Origin of the sequence: Pseudomonas synxantha (assembly GCF_900105675.1) — a bacterium.
GTDB lineage: Bacteria > Pseudomonadota > Gammaproteobacteria > Pseudomonadales > Pseudomonadaceae > Aquipseudomonas > Aquipseudomonas synxantha.
In genome coordinates, this window is the sequence record NZ_LT629786.1 from 4,966,536 (window position 1) to 4,983,018 (window position 16,483).

Consider the following 16,483-nt stretch of genomic DNA (forward strand, 5'->3'; position numbering starts at 1 on the left):
GATAAGCGCACCAAGGAGGTATTCGTGTTGTCACTCGAAAGGATGAATGGCCCAGCAGGACGGGGCTTGCACAGGGGGCATGCGTTGGACGGATAAGGGGCTATCAGGAGAATCGATGGCGGGGGCAATTATTGTCATTTATGTAACAGTCCTTGTCCCGAACTGCTATTACTCATTTTGTTACAACCGATTATTCTTGCCTGGCTTTCAGGGCAAACAGTCCGCTTCCAAGGTTGGGAGAAAAAGCTTATTTACTACAGATTGATCCTTTATTCAGTCTGTTGCCGGTGTTCACTGACGTTGATTTGTCGCTCCTTGATCCAACGTCTTACTTCGGCCGCTGCTTATGCAGCGGCCTTTTTTATGCCTGGAATAAAGCGGGGCGTCATCGACGCCCCGTAGGATTCAGTGTTTTTCCAGCAACGATCAGAGGCTGAACTTCTGTAAGTTAGCCATCATCTCCTTCAGTGCCTCGATATTGTCCCTGGGATGTGCCGCCCCTTCAAAATCGCAGATCTGCTGCCAGTGAGCTGCCACATCATCCGGAGAGAAGCCAGCCTCAGGATCAAACCCCACCCCCAGGCTGCGCTCCCAGCGGGTCTTGCCGATCCAACCGCCACCGACTTCAAACAACCCCGCGGTTTCCTCGCAGGCTTCACTGCCCAGGTACACCACCAACGGGCTGACCAGCTCCGGCTTGAGCCGCTCGAACACCTGCGGCGGGATCAGCCCTTCGGTCATGCGCGTACCACCCGTGGGGGCAATGGCGTTGACCAGGATATTGTTCTTGCGTCCTTCCAACGCCAGGGTACGGGTCAAGCCATACAGGCCCAACTTGGCCATGCCGTAGTTGGACTGGCCGAAATTGCCGTAGATGCCTGAGGTGGAGGCGGTGAAGATCACCCGGCCATAACCCTGCTCGCGCAGATGGGGCCAGGCGGCGCGGGTGACTTTGTAGGCGCCTTCGACATGCACCCGGTAGACCAGGTCCCAGTCGCTGTCGTCCATTTTGTGGAAGGTCTTGTCGCGCAGGATCCCGGCATTGTTGACTACCACGTCGATACGGCCGAATGCATCCAGGGCATTTTGTACGATCTTGTCGCCGTCAGTGACGGAATCATGGTTGGCTTCAGCAATGCCGCCCGCTGCGCGAATCTCTGCCACCACCCGGTCGGCCGCCGAGGCGTTGGCGCCCTCGCCCTGGGCTGAGCCTCCCAGGTCATTAACCAGCACTTTGGCTCCGTGTTTGGCAAACAGCAGCGCATGGGCCCGACCCAGGCCACCGCCGGCACCGGTGACGATCACGACCTTATCCTGGAACTGCACTGACTCACTCATACCGAACTCCGCTGGCGACAATGGGAATAGCCAGAGTGTCACGCACAGCGCCTTTGGTCACAATAAAGACGGCCGAGGCTGAATGGTGCTCGATAAGGCAGCAGGATGATGCCTTTTCAGGAATAGACCGCGCGCGGCGCCGGCTGGCCGAGACGATCACGGAACGCCTGGTAGTTTTTGAGCACCTGCACCGGCGCCTCGATCTGCGGGTAGTGGCCGATATTGGCCAGCAGTACCGTGTCGGCATGGGGTACCAGTTGGTGATAGCGTTCGACCATATGGGCACCGGAAATGGGATCAACCACACCATTGATCACCCGCAACGCTACATCGCCCTGCTGCATGGCGGCTACCCAGCGTTCGCGCAGGCGATGGCGCTGGGGAATGTAGGCAATCAGCTTGTGCAGGATGCGTGGGCCATCGTTGCAGTTGATCAGGCTCCAGAAATCGTCCAGGGCGCTTTCACTGGGGCGTGTGCGCGGGCCGAAGATCTGGTTGAAACTGCTGGCCAGTGCATTGCGGCCAAAGGCCCGGCCAATCATCCAGCCCAGGGGGCTGAGCAATAATTTTTGCACCAACGTCGGCCGATGGGTTTCCGGGAACAGCCCGCCGTTGAGGAACACACAGCTGGCCATCTGGAAACGCCCCTCGTAATGCCGGGCCAGTAATTCCTGGGCGACGCTGTCACCATAGTCATGGGCCAAGACATGCACCGGTTGCTCCACACGCAGGTGATCAAGCAGCGCCTGTTGCAAGTCGGCTTGTTCCAGCAGGCAATAGTCGTGATTCAGGGGCTTGGCCGAGTCGCCAAAGCCGAGCATGTCGCAGGCAATCACTAGATGGCGCTGGGCCAACGGCTGCCACAGATAGTGCCAATCCCAACTGGCAGTGGGGAAGCCATGGATCAGCAGCAACGGCTCGCCCTGCCCGGCCACCCAATAACGCAGGGTATGGCCACGAAAGATGAAGTCCTGGCCGCGTTTGCGCCAGGCTCTGAGTGGTATCTCGGCGAGTGGCATCAGCTTTTATATCCGGGGTCCTGGTGGTCCAGTTTGCGCAGCAGCGCCGGCCAGGCCAGCGCACCGCCCATACATTGGGCGCTTTTTGTGACAGCTGCCACCATCGCCTTGGCGCCAGCGAGGATTGGCGGCCCTATGGCAATCAGATCGGTTGCGCCGTTTTGCGCCAGTACCTGGATTTCGCAGGCGCGCTGGAAGGTGAACATCATCAGGAAGGTATCGGCGATGGTGCCGGCGCAGGTCAGCAGGCCATGGTTGTTCAGCATCAGGAAATTATTGTCGCCCAGGTCCGCCTGCAGACGAGCCTTTTCCTCGTGATTGAGCGCCACGCCTTCATAGGCGTGATAGCCAAGGCTCGACAACACAAACAGCGATTGCTGACTAATAGGCAACACCCCCTGCTTTTGTGCAGAGACCGCCACCCCCGCAGCGGTGTGGGTATGCAGCACGCACGTCACGTCATGGCGCACTTCGTGGATGGCGCTGTGGATGGTGTAGCCCGCAGGATTGATCTCGTAGGGACTGTCCATCTGCTTGTTGCCGGCCTGGTCGACCTTGACCAGGCTCGAGGCGGTAATCTCGTGGAACATCAGCCCATACGGGTTGATCAGGAAGTCCTCGGTACCTGGCACCTTGGCAGAAATGTGCGTGAAGATCAGGTCATCCCAGCCATGCATCGCCACCAGGCGATAACAGGCCGCCAGGTCGACGCGGGTCTGCCATTCGGCAGCACTGACCTGGGCTTTGACATTCTGTGGCGATAAAGCGGGGGCTAGGCTCACGGCAATGACCTCCTTGGCGCACTTCTTATTGTGTCGAAAGTGAGAGCCAGTCTAGTCAGACGCCGAGGCCGAAGGAGTTGCCTTCGCAGCCAGCTTGATGACTGAGCGAGTCAGCCAACAGAATAGTACAAATTTGTGCCAGGCAAACGCCGTCAATGAAGGCAGGTCTTCACTGACGACGCTGACTGCGATCAACTGCGCAGTGCAGTGACCAGCTCGGCCAGCCACGGCTCGGCATCGGTTTCCGGGGTGACGCTTTCGCTGGCGTCCAGGCGCAGCATCGGCAGCACCTCACGTACCCCCAACTCAGCGAACAATTCGCGCATCTGCTCCCCACCACCACAGAAGGTATCGCCATAGCTGGCATCGCCCAAGCCAATGACCGCACCGGGCAGGCCGCGCCAGGCCGCGGGCAGTTGATCGCGAATGGTCGAATACAGGGGTTGCAGATTGTCGGGCAACTCGCCCATGCCGGTGGTCGAGGTCACCGCCAGGAAGGCCTCAGGGCCAAACGCCTGCACGTCGGCCAAGGTAGCGCGAGGGTTATGCCAGGCTTCAAAACCGGCTTCTTTGAGGATTTCTTCGGCATGGCGAGCGACTTCTTCAGCCGTGCCATAGACGGAGCCGGAAAGGATGGCGACTTTCATCAATCTGATCCTGTAGTTGAGTCAAAGCCTGGGATATTAGCAGCCTGTGCCAATATTTCAGTGCGCACCGTGCAACATTCAAGACTTGCCATAAACTTGCAGGGTCAACACAAGCCATGGACCGCTCAATGATTAACGCCAAGCTGCTGCAAATGGTCGTCAATGCGTCCAACGACGGCATCGTCGTTGCCGAACGCGAAGGCAAGGACAAACCGCTGATCTACGTCAACCCGGCCTTCGAACGGCTCACCGGCTATACCCTGGACGAAATCCTGTATCAGGACTGCCGCTTCCTGCAGTCGGGCGACCGCGACCAGCCGGCGCTGATGGCCATTCGGGAAGCCCTCGACAGCGGTGGCACGTGCCGGGAGATCCTGCGCAATTACCGCAAGGACGGCAGCCACTTCTGGAATGAGCTATCGCTTTCGACGATGTACAACGAGGCCGACAAGCAGACGTACTTCGTCGGCGTGCAAAAAGACGTCACCCTTCAAGTCAAGGCACAGCAACGCGTTGCCCAGCTGGAAGCCCAATTGGCCGAACTCAAAGCCGAGCTCGCGGTTCTCAAGGCGACGAGCGGAATTAACAAACTGTAAAAGATGCAGCCTTTAGAGCGATAATGGCTCTTTAATGCCTTAGCCTTGAGCCAGATCAATGCAGCGCCACACGCTATTGACGCAGGACGAGCTGGATTTTATCCAGGACATGCAGCACAACCCGCAGCTCAACCTGCGGGATGCGTGGTCGAGCCTGACGGTCAATGGCGGAGCGCAGATTCGCGATTTGCTCACCCGGCTTGCCGCTCACGACCAGGTCACCATCCAGGCGCAGTTCGACAACCAGCAACTGACCTTCCCCCTGCATTTGGTGGAAGATGAATTTCATGCCGTGCATTTGCGCCTGGGTGTGCCGAGCATTTTCGAAGACGGCCCGATGATCCGCCCCTGGCGGCTGGCCCTGGAAGCGCCCGTGGCGCTGGAAAACGTCAAGGGCTACGCCAGTGCATTGTGGGTGCACGAAGTATCATTCAAAGGTGTGTTGGTAGAAGTACGAGGCAGGACCACACCACCCAAGACCTTTTCCCTGTGGTTCAGCCCTTCCGGCTACGAACGTATCGCGCTACGCGGTACGTTGGAGCGGGAAACGGCCCGAGGCCTGTTCGCCTATCGCCTGAATCAGAGTGATGCCGGTGAAATCGAGCGCCTGCGCCAGTTCATCCTGCACCAGCACCGCCTGGTCCATCCCCAGGTGCATGCCTGAGATCAGGTATCCAGGCGACCGCTGAGAAACTGCTGCAAGCGACGCGGCATCACACGGCCGTCGTTGCCCAGGCAACCAATCGACGAGCCCGCCAGGCTTTGTTCGGCCAGGTCCGAGGCATCTCCAGCCAGCAGCAACGGGCAATTGAGCGTCAACGCCAGGCGATTGAGCCGCGATGGCAGTTCAGCGCCGGGAGCGTGGTTGGAAAACAGCACCAAGGCTTGCGGCCGAGTTCTCTCGCAGATCAGTGTTAACTCATCGAGAGGTTGGCCAACACCCAGCACTTTGACCGCCAGTTTATCGCTCGACATCAACAGCCCCGCCACCAGCAGTTCCAGCTCCCGGCACTCTCCGGCAATCGCGGCCAACGTCACACTGGGCACCGGCGAGGTATGGGCCATTTGCAGGCATCGAGCGGTGCGCAAACGCAGGAAGTTGTCGAAGAACAGCCACTCGCTGGCTTGGCCGAACCGGCCTTGGTGACGCAACAGTTGCTGCCATAGCGGCATCAGAATGTCTTGAAATACGACGGTCGTTGAGTAGACGCTGAAGATCTGGCCATACAGGTGGCCCAGCTCATGATCATCAAAGGCGCTGATTGCCAACCTCAGCTGCGCCTGCCACTGGCGCCACTCCAGTTCGGTATCGCTGCGTGACGCCGTGGCGGGCTCGCCAGGCAGTAGGTCACGCGCCAGGATCTTGCCCACCTTGCTCACCGCTACGCCACGCTCGATCCAGTCGAGAATGCGATGAACCGTATCGATATCGGTGCTTGAATACAGCCGGTGCCCACTTTCGGTGCGCACGGGCTGGATCAAGCCATAGCGACGCTCCCAGGCGCGCAGTGTCACCGGGTTTACACCGGTAAGCCTCGCCACTTCACGAATCGGAAACAGCACCTCGGCGTCAGCGTGATTGTCGGGTGTCGCTTCTCGAACAGGAGCAATGATTTCGGACATCAGCGGTTAAAAAATCCGTGTGGGCTTGGAACTCATTTAACGCCCATTAAAGCCAATGATTCAAGATCTACGGCAAACCATCCGAAGTTTCTGGCGTATTTCGGCAAAACAGGAATAATCCTTGCCTGTTTTTTACGTCGCTGCATCACCCCGCAGCTTCGTTCGTGCGCCGCTTACCCGGCCCAGCGCACCTGATTACTTGGAGATACACCATGTCTACCTCACCCGTCACCTTGATGGTTGCGCGACGCGTAGCCAAAGGTCGCTACGAAGAATTGATGGCCTGGCTGCGCGAAGGCGAGCAATTGGCCACTGACTTCCCGGGTTACCTGGGTTCCGGCGTGTTGGCCCCACCACCTCATGACGATGAGTTCCAGATCATCTTCCGCTTCGCTGACGAAAAGACCCTGCACGCCTGGGAGTTTTCCGCGTCCCGCAGCGCGTGGCTGAGCCGCGGCAGCGAACTGTTCGCCGACCCATCCGAGCACCGTGTAAGCGGTATCGATGGCTGGTTCGGCGCCGTGGGTGCTCGCCCTCCACGCTGGAAACAGGCAGTGGCGATCTGGCTGGCGTTTTTCCCGGTGTCATTGCTGTTCAACTTCGGCCTGGGGCCGCTGCTCAACGAGTTGGACTTGTTCAGCCGGGTACTGGTCAGCACGGCTGCGCTGACACCGTTGATGGTTTACCTCTTTATCCCGCTGTCGACCCATCTGCTGGCGAACTGGCTACAGCCCTCGCCTTCACGCAAAGTCACCGAAGCCGCCGCTTGAGTACAGGGGGCCGGGGCGCTGGTATAGTTTCAGCCTGCCCGCGACTTGAGCCTCCCATGACTGCAACCAACGCCCCGATCCTGATCACCGGTGCCGGCCAACGGGTCGGCCTGCATTGCGCCGAGCGCCTGCTGGACGAGGGCCAATCGGTGATTTTCAGCTACCGCAGCGAACGCCCCGGCGTGCAGGCACTGCGCGATCGGGGTGCCATCGGTGTGTTCGCCGACTTCTCCAACGAAGCCGGGACGCTTGCCTTTATTGCCGAACTGCACACCCATACCCGAAGCCTGCGCGCGATCATCCACAACGCGTCGGCCTGGCTCGCGGAAACCCCAGGCGACGAAAGCCGCGCCTTTATCGACATGTTCAGCGTGCACATGCTTGCGCCGTACCTGATCAACCTGCATTGTTCACCCTTGCTGCAACGCTCGACACCTGCCGACATCGTGCATATCAGCGATGATGTGGTGCGCAAGGGCAGTCGCCAGCACATTGCCTACTGCGCCACCAAGGCCGGGCTCGACAGCCTCACGTTGTCGTTTGCCGCGCAGTTCGCGCCGTTGATCAAGGTCAATGGCATCGCTCCGGCGATGGTGATGTTCAATGAGGGCGATGACGCGGCCTATCGCGCCAAGGTCCTGGACAAGTCGGCCATGGGCATCGAGCCCGGGCCCGAGGTGATCTACCAGAGCGTGCGCTACCTGCTGGACAACCCCTATGTCACCGGTACCACCCTGACCGTCAACGGCGGGCGGCATATCAAGTAAGCCGTCTGTGAGGATGTTGTATGACCTTATCCCTGCCCCACCACTATCGCGAAATCCTCAAGGGCTTGGGCGAAGACCCGCAGCGCGAGGGCCTGCTCGACACGCCCAAGCGTGCCGCCAAGGCCATGCAGTACCTGTGTCATGGCTACGAGCAGAACTTGGAAGAAATCGTCAACGGCGCGCTGTTCGCCTCCGATAATGACGAAATGGTGATCCTCAAGGACATCGAGTTGTACTCGCTGTGCGAGCATCACCTGCTGCCCTTTATCGGCAAGGCCCATGTGGCCTATATTCCGACCGGCAAGGTACTGGGCCTGTCGAAACTGGCGCGCATCGTGGACATGTTTGCCCGACGCCTGCAGATCCAGGAAAACCTCACGCGCCAGATCGCCGACGCCATCCAGGACGTGACCCAGGCCGCCGGCGTGGCTGTGGTGATCGAAGCCAAACACATGTGCATGATGATGCGCGGCGTGGAAAAACAGAATTCAACCATGAACACCTCGGTGATGCTCGGCGCCTTCCGCGAATCGAACACCACCCGCATGGAGTTCCTGCAACTGATTGGACGGAGCAAGTAGCAATGCCACAACTTCAACCAGGCATGGCGCGTATCCGGGTCAAGGACCTGCGGCTGCGCACCTTTATCGGCATCAACGAGGACGAAATCCTCAATAAGCAGGATGTGCTGATCAACCTGACCATCCTGTATGCCGCCCAGGAAGCCGTGCGCGACAACGATATCGACCACGCCCTGAACTACCGCACCATCACCAAGGCGATCATCGCCCATGTCGAAGGCAACCGTTTCGCCCTGCTGGAGCGCCTGACCCAGGAATTACTGGACCTGGTGATGAGCAACGAGTCGGTGCTGTACGCCGAGGTCGAAGTGGACAAGCCCCATGCGCTGCGTTTTGCCGAATCGGTTTCGATTACCCTGGCGGCCAGCCGCTAACCCCCTGAATCTGCAGTGAGCCCTATGAACGACCAACAACGCCTCGAACTAGAAGCCGCCGCCTTCCGCCGGCTGGTGGCCCACCTGGACAGCCGCAAGGATGTACAGAACATAGACCTGATGAACCTCGCCGGCTTCTGTCGCAATTGCCTGTCCAAGTGGTACAAGGCCGAGGCCGACGAGCGCCAGATCGAAGTCAGCCTCGATGAAGCCCGTGAAGTGGTGTACGGCATGCCGTATGCCGAGTGGAAAGCCCAATACCAGCAAGAAGCCAACGCCGACCAACAAGCAGCGTTTGCCAAAGGAAAACCCCATGACTGATTTGAATACCCTGCGTGCCAGCCTCGACAGCGGCGAGCACGTATTTGCCGATACCCTGGCCTTTGTCGCGGCCAATTACGACTACCAGCCGCAGGCGTTCACCAATGGCGATGTGGAAAATGCTGCCGGACAAAACGAAGGCTCGTGCAAGACCTTGGGCCTGGCACTGCTGGAAGGCTTGAGCGACCAGGAAGCCTTGCTGGCGTTTGGCGAGCATTACCGCTCGGTGATGGCCACGCCGGACGGCAGTGACCATGGCAATATTCGGGCTTTGATTGCCCATGGTTTGGCTGGGGTAAAATTTGCCGCGCAGCCTCTGGCTCGCAAATCCTGAGTCAAATACATATCCAAATGTGGGAGGGGGCTTGCTCCCGATAGCGGTGGGTCAGCTAACTAATACTTGGCTGAAAACCCGCTATCGGGAGCAAGCCCCCTCCCACATTTTTTGCAGCGTTGTTTAGAACGAAGCGTCCTTCAAACCGTCGAGGTAACGCTCGGCATCCAGGGCCGCCATGCAACCGGCGCCGGCCGAGGTAATGGCCTGGCGATAAACATGGTCAGCCACGTCGCCCGCAGCAAAGATACCTTCGATGTTGGTCGCGGTAGCATTGCCTTCACGGCCGCCTTGCACCACCAGGTAGCCATCTTTGGCTTCCAGCACGCCTTCGAACAGCGAGGTGTTCGGGGTGTGGCCGATAGCGATGAACACGCCGTCGACTTTCAGCTCGTCGAAGCTGCCGTCGTTGTTTTTCAGGCGAGCACCGGTCACGCCCATGTTGTCACCCAGGACTTCATCCAGGGTGGCGTTGAGCTTGAGGATGATCTTGCCTTCAGCGACACGGGCGTGCAGCTTGTCGATCAGGATTTTTTCGGCGCGGAAGGTCTCGCGGCGGTGGACCAGAGTCACGGTGCTGGCGATGTTAGCCAGGTACAGTGCCTCTTCCACGGCGGTATTACCACCGCCAACCACGGCAACCGGCTTGTTGCGGTAGAAGAAACCGTCGCAGGTGGCGCAGGCAGAAACGCCCTTGCCCATGAAGGCTTCTTCCGAGGGCAGGCCCAGGTAACGTGCGCTGGCACCGGTGGCGATGATCAGTGCGTCACAGGTGTACACGCCGCTGTCGCCGGTCAGGCTGTAAGGCTTTTTCGAGAAATCGACTTTGTTGATATGGTCGAAGACGATCTCGGTCTCAAAACGCTCGGCGTGCTCTTTCATACGCTCCATGAGCACCGGCCCCGTCAGGCCGTGGACGTCGCCCGGCCAGTTGTCGACTTCCGTGGTGGTGGTCAACTGGCCGCCCGCCTGCATGCCGGTGATCAGCAGCGGCTTGAGATTGGCCCGGGCAGCGTAGACGGCAGCGCTGTAACCGGCAGGGCCGGATCCGAGAATAATCACTCGGGAATGACGGGTATCAGACATGACTCACTCCTATCGACCGCTCGAACCACAGAGCGGCTGGAATAAAAAAGGACCGCGAAGCACTTGGGGAAGGCTTTGACTCGCCAGGTCCTGAAAAATAATGGGTGCAGGGTATCGAGGGGGGCAAGATTAAGGAAATACGCATTAACAATCCAGCTCATAGCGACTCTCTATGTGCTTGATCGAGTTAATCGACACCTTTGTTACCGTGGATGTCGCCTACGTGCCTGCGCTTTCACATCCTGTGCAAAGCCGGTAAGGTCGGCGCGTTCGTCATCCTGCTCGGAGTTGTCCATGCCTGCCCCTGTTCTTTCCGGCCCGCAATACCTGCGTGAAGGCCTCAAGCTGGTGTTGAGCCCCGGCCTGCGCCTGTTTGTATTATTGCCGTTGGGGATCAACCTGGTGCTGTTCGTCGGGTTGATCTATTTTGCCGGCCATCAGTTCAGCCTGTGGGTCGATAGCTTGATACCGACGCTGCCCAGTTGGCTAGGTTTTTTGAATTACCTGTTGTGGCCGTTGTTTGTGGTGCTGGTGGTGCTGATGGTGTTTTTTACTTTCACCATGCTTGCCAATATCATCGCGGCGCCATTCAACGGCTTCCTTGCCGAAAAAGTCGAGGTGGTGGTACGTGGCACCGATGACTTCCCGCCTTTCAGCTGGGGTGAGCTGATCGCCATGGTCCCACGTACCCTGGCCCGGGAAATGCGCAAGCTGGGGTACTTCCTGCCACGGGCCATCGGCCTGTTTATCCTGTCGTTCATTCCGGTGGTCAACCTGATCGCGGCGCCGCTATGGTTGCTGTTTGGCGTGTGGATGATGGCGATCCAATACATCGACTACCCGGCCGACAACCACAAGCTGGGCTGGAACGAAATGCTCGCCTGGCTGCGCCAGAAGCGCTGGCAGAGCATGAGCTTCGGCGGCATCGTCTACCTGGTGCTGCTGGTGCCGGTGGTCAACCTGCTGATGATGCCGGCGGCGGTCGCCGGGGCGACGTTGTTCTGGGTGCGCGAGCAAGGCGCCGAGGCGATGGCTCAGCAAGCCGTTGCCAAGTCATAAATCCATCATCCCACTGACACAATGACGACATGGCCCACGGCGACACTGTGGGTCATGACGACAGCCTCGCTTCACATCACCCTGATCACCGAAACCTTCCCGCCGGAAATCAACGGGGTGGCCAATACGCTTGGCCGTCTGTGCGAGGGTTTGCGCTTGCGTGGCCATCAGGTCGAACTGGTACGCCCTCGCCAGGGTGCCGACCAGAGCCGGTCGAGTGACGACCAATTGCTGCTGTGTCGCGGCTGGCCGTTGCCGGGTTACCCAGGATTGCAATGGGGCCAATCGTCGATGCACAAATTGCTCAGGCGCTGGAGCCGCCAACGTCCGGACGTGCTGTATATCGCCACGGAAGGGCCGCTGGGCTTATCGGCCCTGCGAGCAGCGCGTCGGCTGGGTATCAGCGTCGTCAGCGGTTTTCACACCAACTTCCAGCAGTATTCGAACCAGTATGGCTTGAGCTTGCTCAGTCGCTTGGTCACCCATTATCTGCGCTGGTTTCATAACCGTTCGAGCCTGACGCTGGTACCGAGCGCCAGCCAACGGCTGGAACTGGAACGTCGACATTTCGAGCGCCTGGAGATGTTGTCACGGGGCGTCGACAGCCAATTGTTCCATCCGGCCAAACGCGACAATGCGCTGCGCGAAACCTGGGCGTTGAACAATGAGCAAATCGCCGTGCTGCATGTAGGAAGGCTTGCGCAGGAAAAGAACCTGGGCCTGCTGAAACGCTGCTTCGAGACGCTGCAGGACCGTTACCCAATGCGCCAGATGAAACTGATCATCGTTGGTGATGGGCCGCAACGGGCGATGCTTGAAAAGGAACTGCCCGAAGCGATTTTCTGCGGCGCCTTGCGCGGTGAAGAACTGGCGCGGCATTACGCGTCCGGCGATGTGTTCTTGTTCCCCAGCCTGACCGAAACCTTCGGCAACGTGGTACTGGAAGCCATGGCCTCGGGGCTGGGCGTCGTGGCCTATGACCAGGCAGCCGCTACCCAGCACATTCGTCACGGCTACAACGGCGTGCTGGCGATGCCAGGGGATGAAGATGCGTTTTGCGATGCCGCCAACTGGCTGCTGGAGGATACGGAGAGTTTAAGGCGCATGCGCCTTAATGCTCGCCAACATGCCAGCCGCCAAGGCTGGGCAGCGATTATCGAGCAATTCGAGCATCACTTGCGTGGTGTGTGCGGGGAGCGTTTCGCCCTTCCAACGCAACCTTACGTGCGCTGAGCAACCTGCCATTTACGTGCAAACCGCGATGAGCCCGCTGCAGGCCACTCAAGTTTTGCCTGGTATTTAAAAGGGGAACCCTTGGGCCGCGAAACGCCAACCATTGATACCTGCCGGTCAAGCAGGCCCTTTTAAATAATGGAGATATTTAACAATGCCAATTTATGGAATGGGTGTACGCAATGGCGTCAATATGCCAACAGCGGAATGGACACGCCAGCAACAATGGCTGGATCAATCTCGTGCAGAGCCGCCAACCTATGGTCAGCCCGGGCATAAAGATGCGCTCAAGGCTGATCACCACAAAGAGCTGAATAAGCGTCCAGAGTATTAATCACTAGAGCCGCAAAACTCCCTGTGGTCGACACAGGGAGTCCAGCCCTTATACCAACGTCGTCAACGCCTCACGACTGAAGGGCAAGATGTCGCCCTCGCGCCCTTCGCGCACCTTCACGGCCCAATCCGGGTCGACTAGCAGTGCACGGCCCACCGCCACCAAGTCGAACTCATCATTGTTCAGGCGCTGCAGCAGGTTTTCCAGGCTGGCCGGCTGCGCGACCTTGTCGGTGTTGACCATAAACTGCAGGAACTCGCCATCCAGGCCGACGCTGCCTACGGTGATCGTCGGCTTACCGGTGAGCTGGCGCGTCCAACCGGCCAGGTTGAGATCGGAGCCTTCGAATTCGGGCTCCCAGAAACGGCGGGTGGAGCAGTGGAAAATATCCACGCCGGCGTCAGACAACGGCTTGAGAAATTCACCCAATGCTTGCGGGGTCTGTACCAGGCGCGCCGTGTAGTCTTGCTGCTTCCATTGGGAGAAACGCAGGATGATCGGAAAATCCGGGCCCACTGCGGCGCGGGTCGCCTGGATCAGCTCGATGGCAAAGCGCGAACGGTTGATCAGGCTGCCACCGTATTCGTCGGTGCGCTGATTGCTGCCCTCCCAGAAAAACTGGTCCACCAGGTAACCGTGGGCGCCGTGGATTTCCACACCGTCCATGCCGATGGCCTGGGCGTCCTTGGCGGCTTGGGCGAAGGCATTGACCACGTCCTTGATGTCCTGGGCCGTCATGCCATGCACGACCACCTTGCCGTCCTTGAGTTTTTCCATCGGGCCGTAGGCCGGCACACTGGCGTCAGGTTCGGTGCCGATGCGACGCACGCTGCCTACATGCCACAGCTGTGGGACGATCTTGCCGCCTTCGGCATGCACGGCATCCACCACTTTCTTCCAGCCAGCCAGCGCCGCCTCACCATAGAAGTGCGGGACGTTGGGATAGCCGTTGGATGCAGGGTGGCCGACCACCGTACCTTCGGTGATGATCAGGCCCACACCGGCAGCGGCGCGACGGCGGTAGTACTCGATGACCTTGGAGTTGGGTACGCCCCCCGGGGAGAACGAACGGGTCATGGGGGCCATGACCACGCGGGTAGGCAGCTGCAATGCACCGAGTTGGAACGGTTTGAACAAGGCTTGGACAGGCATGGCAGCACTCCACCGCAAAAAAAATTATGATGCGGATAATATGGGCAGTGCAGCGTGCCGAATAGCACTATTGATCTGGGTGATTAAGGGGATAAAAGTAGCCGAATACTTGTAGGAGCGAGCTTGCTCGCGAAGAACACAAACACACGCGTTAAGTCAGGATAAACGCGTTACCGTTGGCGATCTTCGCGAGCAAGCTCGCTCCTACAATGGGTGTGTTTCAGCTCAGGGCTTTTTCGATGGCCTGCACGATTGTCGGGTCGTCCGGAGCGGTACGCGGCGAGAAGCGCGCCAATACCCGGCCGTCTTTACCCAACAGGAACTTCTCGAAGTTCCAAGTGATATCCCCCGGAAACTCTGCACCCTCGCCCGCCAATAGACGGTACAACTGGTGACGGTCAGGACCGTTCACCTCGAGCTTGCTGCCCAGAGGAAAGGTCACGCCGTAGTTCAGACTGCAGAACTCGCGGATCTCTTCCTCGGTGCCCGGCTCCTGGCCTGCAAACTGGTTGCACGGCAAACCAAGCACCGAAAACCCCTGGTCTTTGTATTGCTGGTAGAGGTTTTCCAATGCCGCGTACTGCGGGGTCAAACCACATTTGGACGCCACATTGACCACCAGCACAACCTGGCCCTTAAAGGGCGCCAGCGGCAGCTCTTGTCCGTCCAAGGCTTTGAGTTTCAGATCGTGGAAAGCACTCATGACGAACTCCAGATATCCCATGTTCTTTGCATTGCAGCCCTTGGAGCTTACAACCCGCAAGACTGCAATCATAGACGTCGGTGACGAAACACGCTTGCCGGTTACTGAGCGGTCGGCCACGGCAAGATCGGAATCGCCGTCACCGCATTCTGCGGGCTGCCTTCGATCAGACGGTCGCTGTAGACCAGATACACCAGGGTATTGCGTTTCTTGTCGAGAAAACGCACCACCTGCATGGTCTTGAATACCAGGGAGGTGCGCTCCTTGAACACTTCGTCACCGTCCTTGAGCTCGCCCTTGAAGCGGATCGGGCCGACCTGGCGGCAAGCAATCGAGGCTTCGGCGCGGTCTTCGGCCAGGCCCAGGCCGCCTTTGACGCCGCCGGTCTTGGCGCGGGAGAGGTAGCAGGTCACGCCGTCGACCTTGGGGTCGTCAAACGCTTCGACCACGATCCGGTCGTTAGGGCCGACAAACTTGAACACTGTCGAGACCTGGGCAATCTCTTCGGCCGAGGCCAGCAGTGGCATGGCGAGCAACAGGCCAAGCAATCCCTTCATTACGCGCATCAGGTATTCCTTCGTTTAAACCAGAATGAGGTTATCGCGGTGCACCAGTTCCGGTTCCGCCATATAGCCCAAGAGTCCGACAATGGCGTCAGACGATTGTCCAATAATCTTCTGCGCTTCAAGGGCGCTGTAGTTGGCCAGGCCACGGGCGATCTCGCGCCCGTCCGGTGCCACGCACACCACCATCTCGCCACGGCGGAAGCTGCCCTGCACCAGTTTGACGCCCACCGGCAGCAGGCTCTTGTTGCCCTGGGACAACGCCGACACCGCACCCGCGTCCAGCACCAGGGTGCCACGGGTTTGCAGGTGCCCGGCCAGCCACTGCTTGCGCGCAGCCAGCATGCCGCGCTCCGGCGACAGCAGCGTACCGATGCGCTCACCGGCCTTGAGACGGTCCAGCACGCGCTCCAGGCGCCCACCGACGATGATGGTGTGAGCACCGGAACGTGCGGCCAGGCGCGCGGCGCGTAGCTTGGTCTGCATGCCGCCGCGGCCCAGGGCACCACCGACACTGCCGGCGACTGCATCCAGCGCCGGGTCATCGGCGCGGGCTTCGTAGATCAACTGGGCATCGGGGTTGTTGCGCGGGTCGGCGTCGAACATGCCATCGCGATCGGTGAGGATCACCAGCAGGTCGGCTTCCACCAAATTGGCCACCAGGGCGGCCAGGGTGTCATTGTCGCCGAAGCGGATTTCGTCGGTGACCACCGTATCGTTCTCGTTGATCACCGGGATGACCTTGAGCTCCACCAAGGCGCGCAACGTGCTGCGGGCGTTGAGGTAGCGCTTGCGGTCGGACAGGTCGTCGTGGGTCAGCAGGATTTGCGCTGTATGGCGGCCGTGCTCGGCAAAGCTGGATTCCCAGGCTTGCACCAGGCCCATCTGGCCGATAGCGGCGGCAGCTTGCAGTTCGTGCATCGCGCTGGGTCGCGCGGTCCAGCCGAGGCGGCTCATTCCGGCGGCAACGGCCCCGGAGGAGACAAGCACCAACTCGACGCCTGCTTCATGCAAGGCCACCATCTGCTCGACCCAGACGCTCATGGCTGCGCGATCCAGACCTTTGCCATCCGCCGTCAGCAGCGCACTTCCGATCTTCACGACCCAGCGCTGCGCACCTGTCACTTTGCTCCGCATCATCTTCAACCTTAGAGTGAGGGCCGCGCGACCCAGCGCCGCCCATAACGTTATACCCGGATAC

21 protein-coding genes are annotated in these 16,483 nt (G+C 59.4%); 11 read left to right on the top strand and 10 right to left on the bottom strand.

Features of this window, described 5'->3' with window-relative positions; all coding sequences use genetic code 11:
- Window positions 1–426: 426 nt before the first annotated feature.
- From BLU48_RS23025 to BLU48_RS23040, 4 genes are all read right to left on the bottom strand, one after another.
- Entirely contained in the window at window positions 427–1,338 is a 912-nt protein-coding gene (locus BLU48_RS23025) for an SDR family oxidoreductase (RefSeq protein WP_057025183.1), read from the bottom strand.
- A 116-nt stretch (window positions 1,339–1,454) separates the two neighbouring features.
- On the bottom strand, window positions 1,455–2,357 hold the full coding sequence (locus tag BLU48_RS23030; protein WP_057025182.1) for an alpha/beta fold hydrolase: 903 nt from the start codon (window positions 2,355–2,357) through the stop codon (window positions 1,455–1,457).
- Window positions 2,357–3,139: a class II aldolase/adducin family protein gene (locus BLU48_RS23035; RefSeq protein WP_057025181.1), complete on the bottom strand. Its 783-nt coding sequence runs from the start codon at window positions 3,137–3,139 to the stop codon at window positions 2,357–2,359. The genes BLU48_RS23030 and BLU48_RS23035 overlap by 1 nt, the downstream gene beginning before the upstream one ends.
- Window positions 3,140–3,330: 191 nt before the next feature.
- On the bottom strand, window positions 3,331–3,786 hold the full coding sequence (locus BLU48_RS23040; RefSeq protein WP_057025180.1) for a flavodoxin: 456 nt from the start codon (window positions 3,784–3,786) through the stop codon (window positions 3,331–3,333).
- 128 nt (window positions 3,787–3,914) lie between these two features.
- On the opposite strand from BLU48_RS23040, the gene BLU48_RS23045 reads away from it, so the two are divergent.
- Complete coding sequence (locus BLU48_RS23045) at window positions 3,915–4,382, top strand: PAS domain S-box protein (RefSeq protein WP_057025179.1); 468 nt, start codon at window positions 3,915–3,917, stop codon at window positions 4,380–4,382.
- A 58-nt stretch (window positions 4,383–4,440) separates the two neighbouring features.
- Window positions 4,441–5,046 (top strand): hypothetical protein, encoded by a 606-nt coding sequence (locus tag BLU48_RS23050; protein WP_057025178.1) that lies wholly within the window; start codon window positions 4,441–4,443, stop codon window positions 5,044–5,046.
- 2 nt (window positions 5,047–5,048) lie between these two features.
- Here BLU48_RS23050 and BLU48_RS23055 read toward each other — a convergent pair whose 3' ends face one another.
- A complete protein-coding gene (locus BLU48_RS23055; protein WP_057025177.1) occupies window positions 5,049–6,005 on the bottom strand; it encodes a MerR family transcriptional regulator in 957 nt (318 codons plus the stop codon).
- A 212-nt stretch (window positions 6,006–6,217) separates the two neighbouring features.
- On the opposite strand from BLU48_RS23055, the gene BLU48_RS23060 reads away from it, so the two are divergent.
- From BLU48_RS23060 to BLU48_RS23085, 6 genes are read left to right on the top strand one after another with little or no spacing between them, the layout of a single operon-like run.
- Window positions 6,218–6,775: an antibiotic biosynthesis monooxygenase gene (locus tag BLU48_RS23060; protein WP_046069486.1), complete on the top strand. Its 558-nt coding sequence runs from the start codon at window positions 6,218–6,220 to the stop codon at window positions 6,773–6,775.
- 56 nt (window positions 6,776–6,831) lie between these two features.
- Complete coding sequence (gene folM, locus BLU48_RS23065; protein ID WP_057025176.1) at window positions 6,832–7,542, top strand: dihydromonapterin reductase; 711 nt, start codon at window positions 6,832–6,834, stop codon at window positions 7,540–7,542.
- 20 nt (window positions 7,543–7,562) lie between these two features.
- Window positions 7,563–8,123 carry a GTP cyclohydrolase I FolE gene (gene folE, locus BLU48_RS23070; protein ID WP_003194072.1) on the top strand — a complete coding sequence of 187 codons (561 nt, stop codon included), beginning with the start codon at window positions 7,563–7,565 and terminating at the stop codon, window positions 8,121–8,123.
- Window positions 8,124–8,125: 2 nt separating this feature from the next.
- Window positions 8,126–8,497 (top strand): dihydroneopterin triphosphate 2'-epimerase, encoded by a 372-nt coding sequence (folX, locus tag BLU48_RS23075; RefSeq protein ID WP_005791287.1) that lies wholly within the window; start codon window positions 8,126–8,128, stop codon window positions 8,495–8,497.
- Window positions 8,498–8,521: 24 nt separating this feature from the next.
- Window positions 8,522–8,818: a DUF1244 domain-containing protein gene (locus BLU48_RS23080; RefSeq protein WP_014719882.1), complete on the top strand. Its 297-nt coding sequence runs from the start codon at window positions 8,522–8,524 to the stop codon at window positions 8,816–8,818.
- Complete coding sequence (locus BLU48_RS23085; protein WP_057025175.1) at window positions 8,811–9,152, top strand: HopJ type III effector protein; 342 nt, start codon at window positions 8,811–8,813, stop codon at window positions 9,150–9,152. Before BLU48_RS23080 ends, BLU48_RS23085 begins: the two co-directional genes overlap by 8 nt.
- 123 nt (window positions 9,153–9,275) lie before the next feature.
- Here BLU48_RS23085 and trxB read toward each other — a convergent pair whose 3' ends face one another.
- Complete coding sequence (gene trxB, locus BLU48_RS23090) at window positions 9,276–10,238, bottom strand: thioredoxin-disulfide reductase (protein ID WP_003194076.1); 963 nt, start codon at window positions 10,236–10,238, stop codon at window positions 9,276–9,278.
- A gap of 294 nt (window positions 10,239–10,532) precedes the next feature.
- Here trxB and cysZ point away from each other — a divergent pair, with 294 nt between their 5' ends.
- From cysZ to BLU48_RS23110, 3 genes are all read left to right on the top strand, one after another.
- Window positions 10,533–11,297 (top strand): sulfate transporter CysZ, encoded by a 765-nt coding sequence (gene cysZ, locus BLU48_RS23100; RefSeq protein WP_057025174.1) that lies wholly within the window; start codon window positions 10,533–10,535, stop codon window positions 11,295–11,297.
- A gap of 54 nt (window positions 11,298–11,351) precedes the next feature.
- The gene (locus BLU48_RS23105; protein ID WP_057025173.1) at window positions 11,352–12,530 is read left to right on the top strand and encodes a glycosyltransferase family 4 protein; all 1,179 of its coding nucleotides are present in this window, start codon (window positions 11,352–11,354) and stop codon (window positions 12,528–12,530) included.
- Between the two features lie 154 nt (window positions 12,531–12,684).
- The gene (locus tag BLU48_RS23110; RefSeq protein WP_080944663.1) at window positions 12,685–12,864 is read left to right on the top strand and encodes a hypothetical protein; all 180 of its coding nucleotides are present in this window, start codon (window positions 12,685–12,687) and stop codon (window positions 12,862–12,864) included.
- Window positions 12,865–12,912: 48 nt separating this feature from the next.
- On the opposite strand, the gene BLU48_RS23115 is transcribed toward BLU48_RS23110, so the two are convergent.
- The 4 genes from BLU48_RS23115 to proB form a co-directional block, all read right to left on the bottom strand.
- On the bottom strand, window positions 12,913–14,016 hold the full coding sequence (locus tag BLU48_RS23115; protein WP_057025172.1) for an NADH:flavin oxidoreductase: 1,104 nt from the start codon (window positions 14,014–14,016) through the stop codon (window positions 12,913–12,915).
- Between the two features lie 220 nt (window positions 14,017–14,236).
- Window positions 14,237–14,719: a glutathione peroxidase gene (locus BLU48_RS23120; protein WP_057025171.1), complete on the bottom strand. Its 483-nt coding sequence runs from the start codon at window positions 14,717–14,719 to the stop codon at window positions 14,237–14,239.
- Window positions 14,720–14,820: 101 nt separating this feature from the next.
- The gene (locus BLU48_RS23125; RefSeq protein ID WP_043046770.1) at window positions 14,821–15,285 is read right to left on the bottom strand and encodes a CreA family protein; all 465 of its coding nucleotides are present in this window, start codon (window positions 15,283–15,285) and stop codon (window positions 14,821–14,823) included.
- Between the two features lie 15 nt (window positions 15,286–15,300).
- A complete protein-coding gene (gene proB, locus BLU48_RS23130; protein ID WP_057013120.1) occupies window positions 15,301–16,419 on the bottom strand; it encodes a glutamate 5-kinase in 1,119 nt (372 codons plus the stop codon).
- Window positions 16,420–16,483 lie beyond the last annotated feature (64 nt).

Coding starts and splice junctions, on each gene's coding strand:
- BLU48_RS23085 (WP_057025175.1), top strand. CDS start 8,811: ATGACTGATTTGAATACCCTGCGTGCCAGCCTCGACAGCGGCGAGCAC.
- BLU48_RS23125 (WP_043046770.1), bottom strand. CDS start 15,285: ATGCGCGTAATGAAGGGATTGCTTGGCCTGTTGCTCGCCATGCCACTG.
- BLU48_RS23110 (WP_080944663.1), top strand. CDS start 12,685: ATGCCAATTTATGGAATGGGTGTACGCAATGGCGTCAATATGCCAACA.
- proB (WP_057013120.1), bottom strand. CDS start 16,419: ATGCGGAGCAAAGTGACAGGTGCGCAGCGCTGGGTCGTGAAGATCGGA.
- BLU48_RS23055 (WP_057025177.1), bottom strand. CDS start 6,005: ATGTCCGAAATCATTGCTCCTGTTCGAGAAGCGACACCCGACAATCAC.
- BLU48_RS23080 (WP_014719882.1), top strand. CDS start 8,522: ATGAACGACCAACAACGCCTCGAACTAGAAGCCGCCGCCTTCCGCCGG.
- BLU48_RS23115 (WP_057025172.1), bottom strand. CDS start 14,016: ATGCCTGTCCAAGCCTTGTTCAAACCGTTCCAACTCGGTGCATTGCAG.
- folE (WP_003194072.1), top strand. CDS start 7,563: ATGACCTTATCCCTGCCCCACCACTATCGCGAAATCCTCAAGGGCTTG.
- BLU48_RS23060 (WP_046069486.1), top strand. CDS start 6,218: ATGTCTACCTCACCCGTCACCTTGATGGTTGCGCGACGCGTAGCCAAA.
- BLU48_RS23025 (WP_057025183.1), bottom strand. CDS start 1,338: ATGAGTGAGTCAGTGCAGTTCCAGGATAAGGTCGTGATCGTCACCGGT.
- folX (WP_005791287.1), top strand. CDS start 8,126: ATGCCACAACTTCAACCAGGCATGGCGCGTATCCGGGTCAAGGACCTG.
- BLU48_RS23030 (WP_057025182.1), bottom strand. CDS start 2,357: ATGCCACTCGCCGAGATACCACTCAGAGCCTGGCGCAAACGCGGCCAG.
- BLU48_RS23050 (WP_057025178.1), top strand. CDS start 4,441: ATGCAGCGCCACACGCTATTGACGCAGGACGAGCTGGATTTTATCCAG.
- BLU48_RS23040 (WP_057025180.1), bottom strand. CDS start 3,786: ATGAAAGTCGCCATCCTTTCCGGCTCCGTCTATGGCACGGCTGAAGAA.
- BLU48_RS23105 (WP_057025173.1), top strand. CDS start 11,352: ATGACGACAGCCTCGCTTCACATCACCCTGATCACCGAAACCTTCCCG.
- trxB (WP_003194076.1), bottom strand. CDS start 10,238: ATGTCTGATACCCGTCATTCCCGAGTGATTATTCTCGGATCCGGCCCT.
- BLU48_RS23120 (WP_057025171.1), bottom strand. CDS start 14,719: ATGAGTGCTTTCCACGATCTGAAACTCAAAGCCTTGGACGGACAAGAG.
- cysZ (WP_057025174.1), top strand. CDS start 10,533: ATGCCTGCCCCTGTTCTTTCCGGCCCGCAATACCTGCGTGAAGGCCTC.
- folM (WP_057025176.1), top strand. CDS start 6,832: ATGACTGCAACCAACGCCCCGATCCTGATCACCGGTGCCGGCCAACGG.
- BLU48_RS23045 (WP_057025179.1), top strand. CDS start 3,915: ATGATTAACGCCAAGCTGCTGCAAATGGTCGTCAATGCGTCCAACGAC.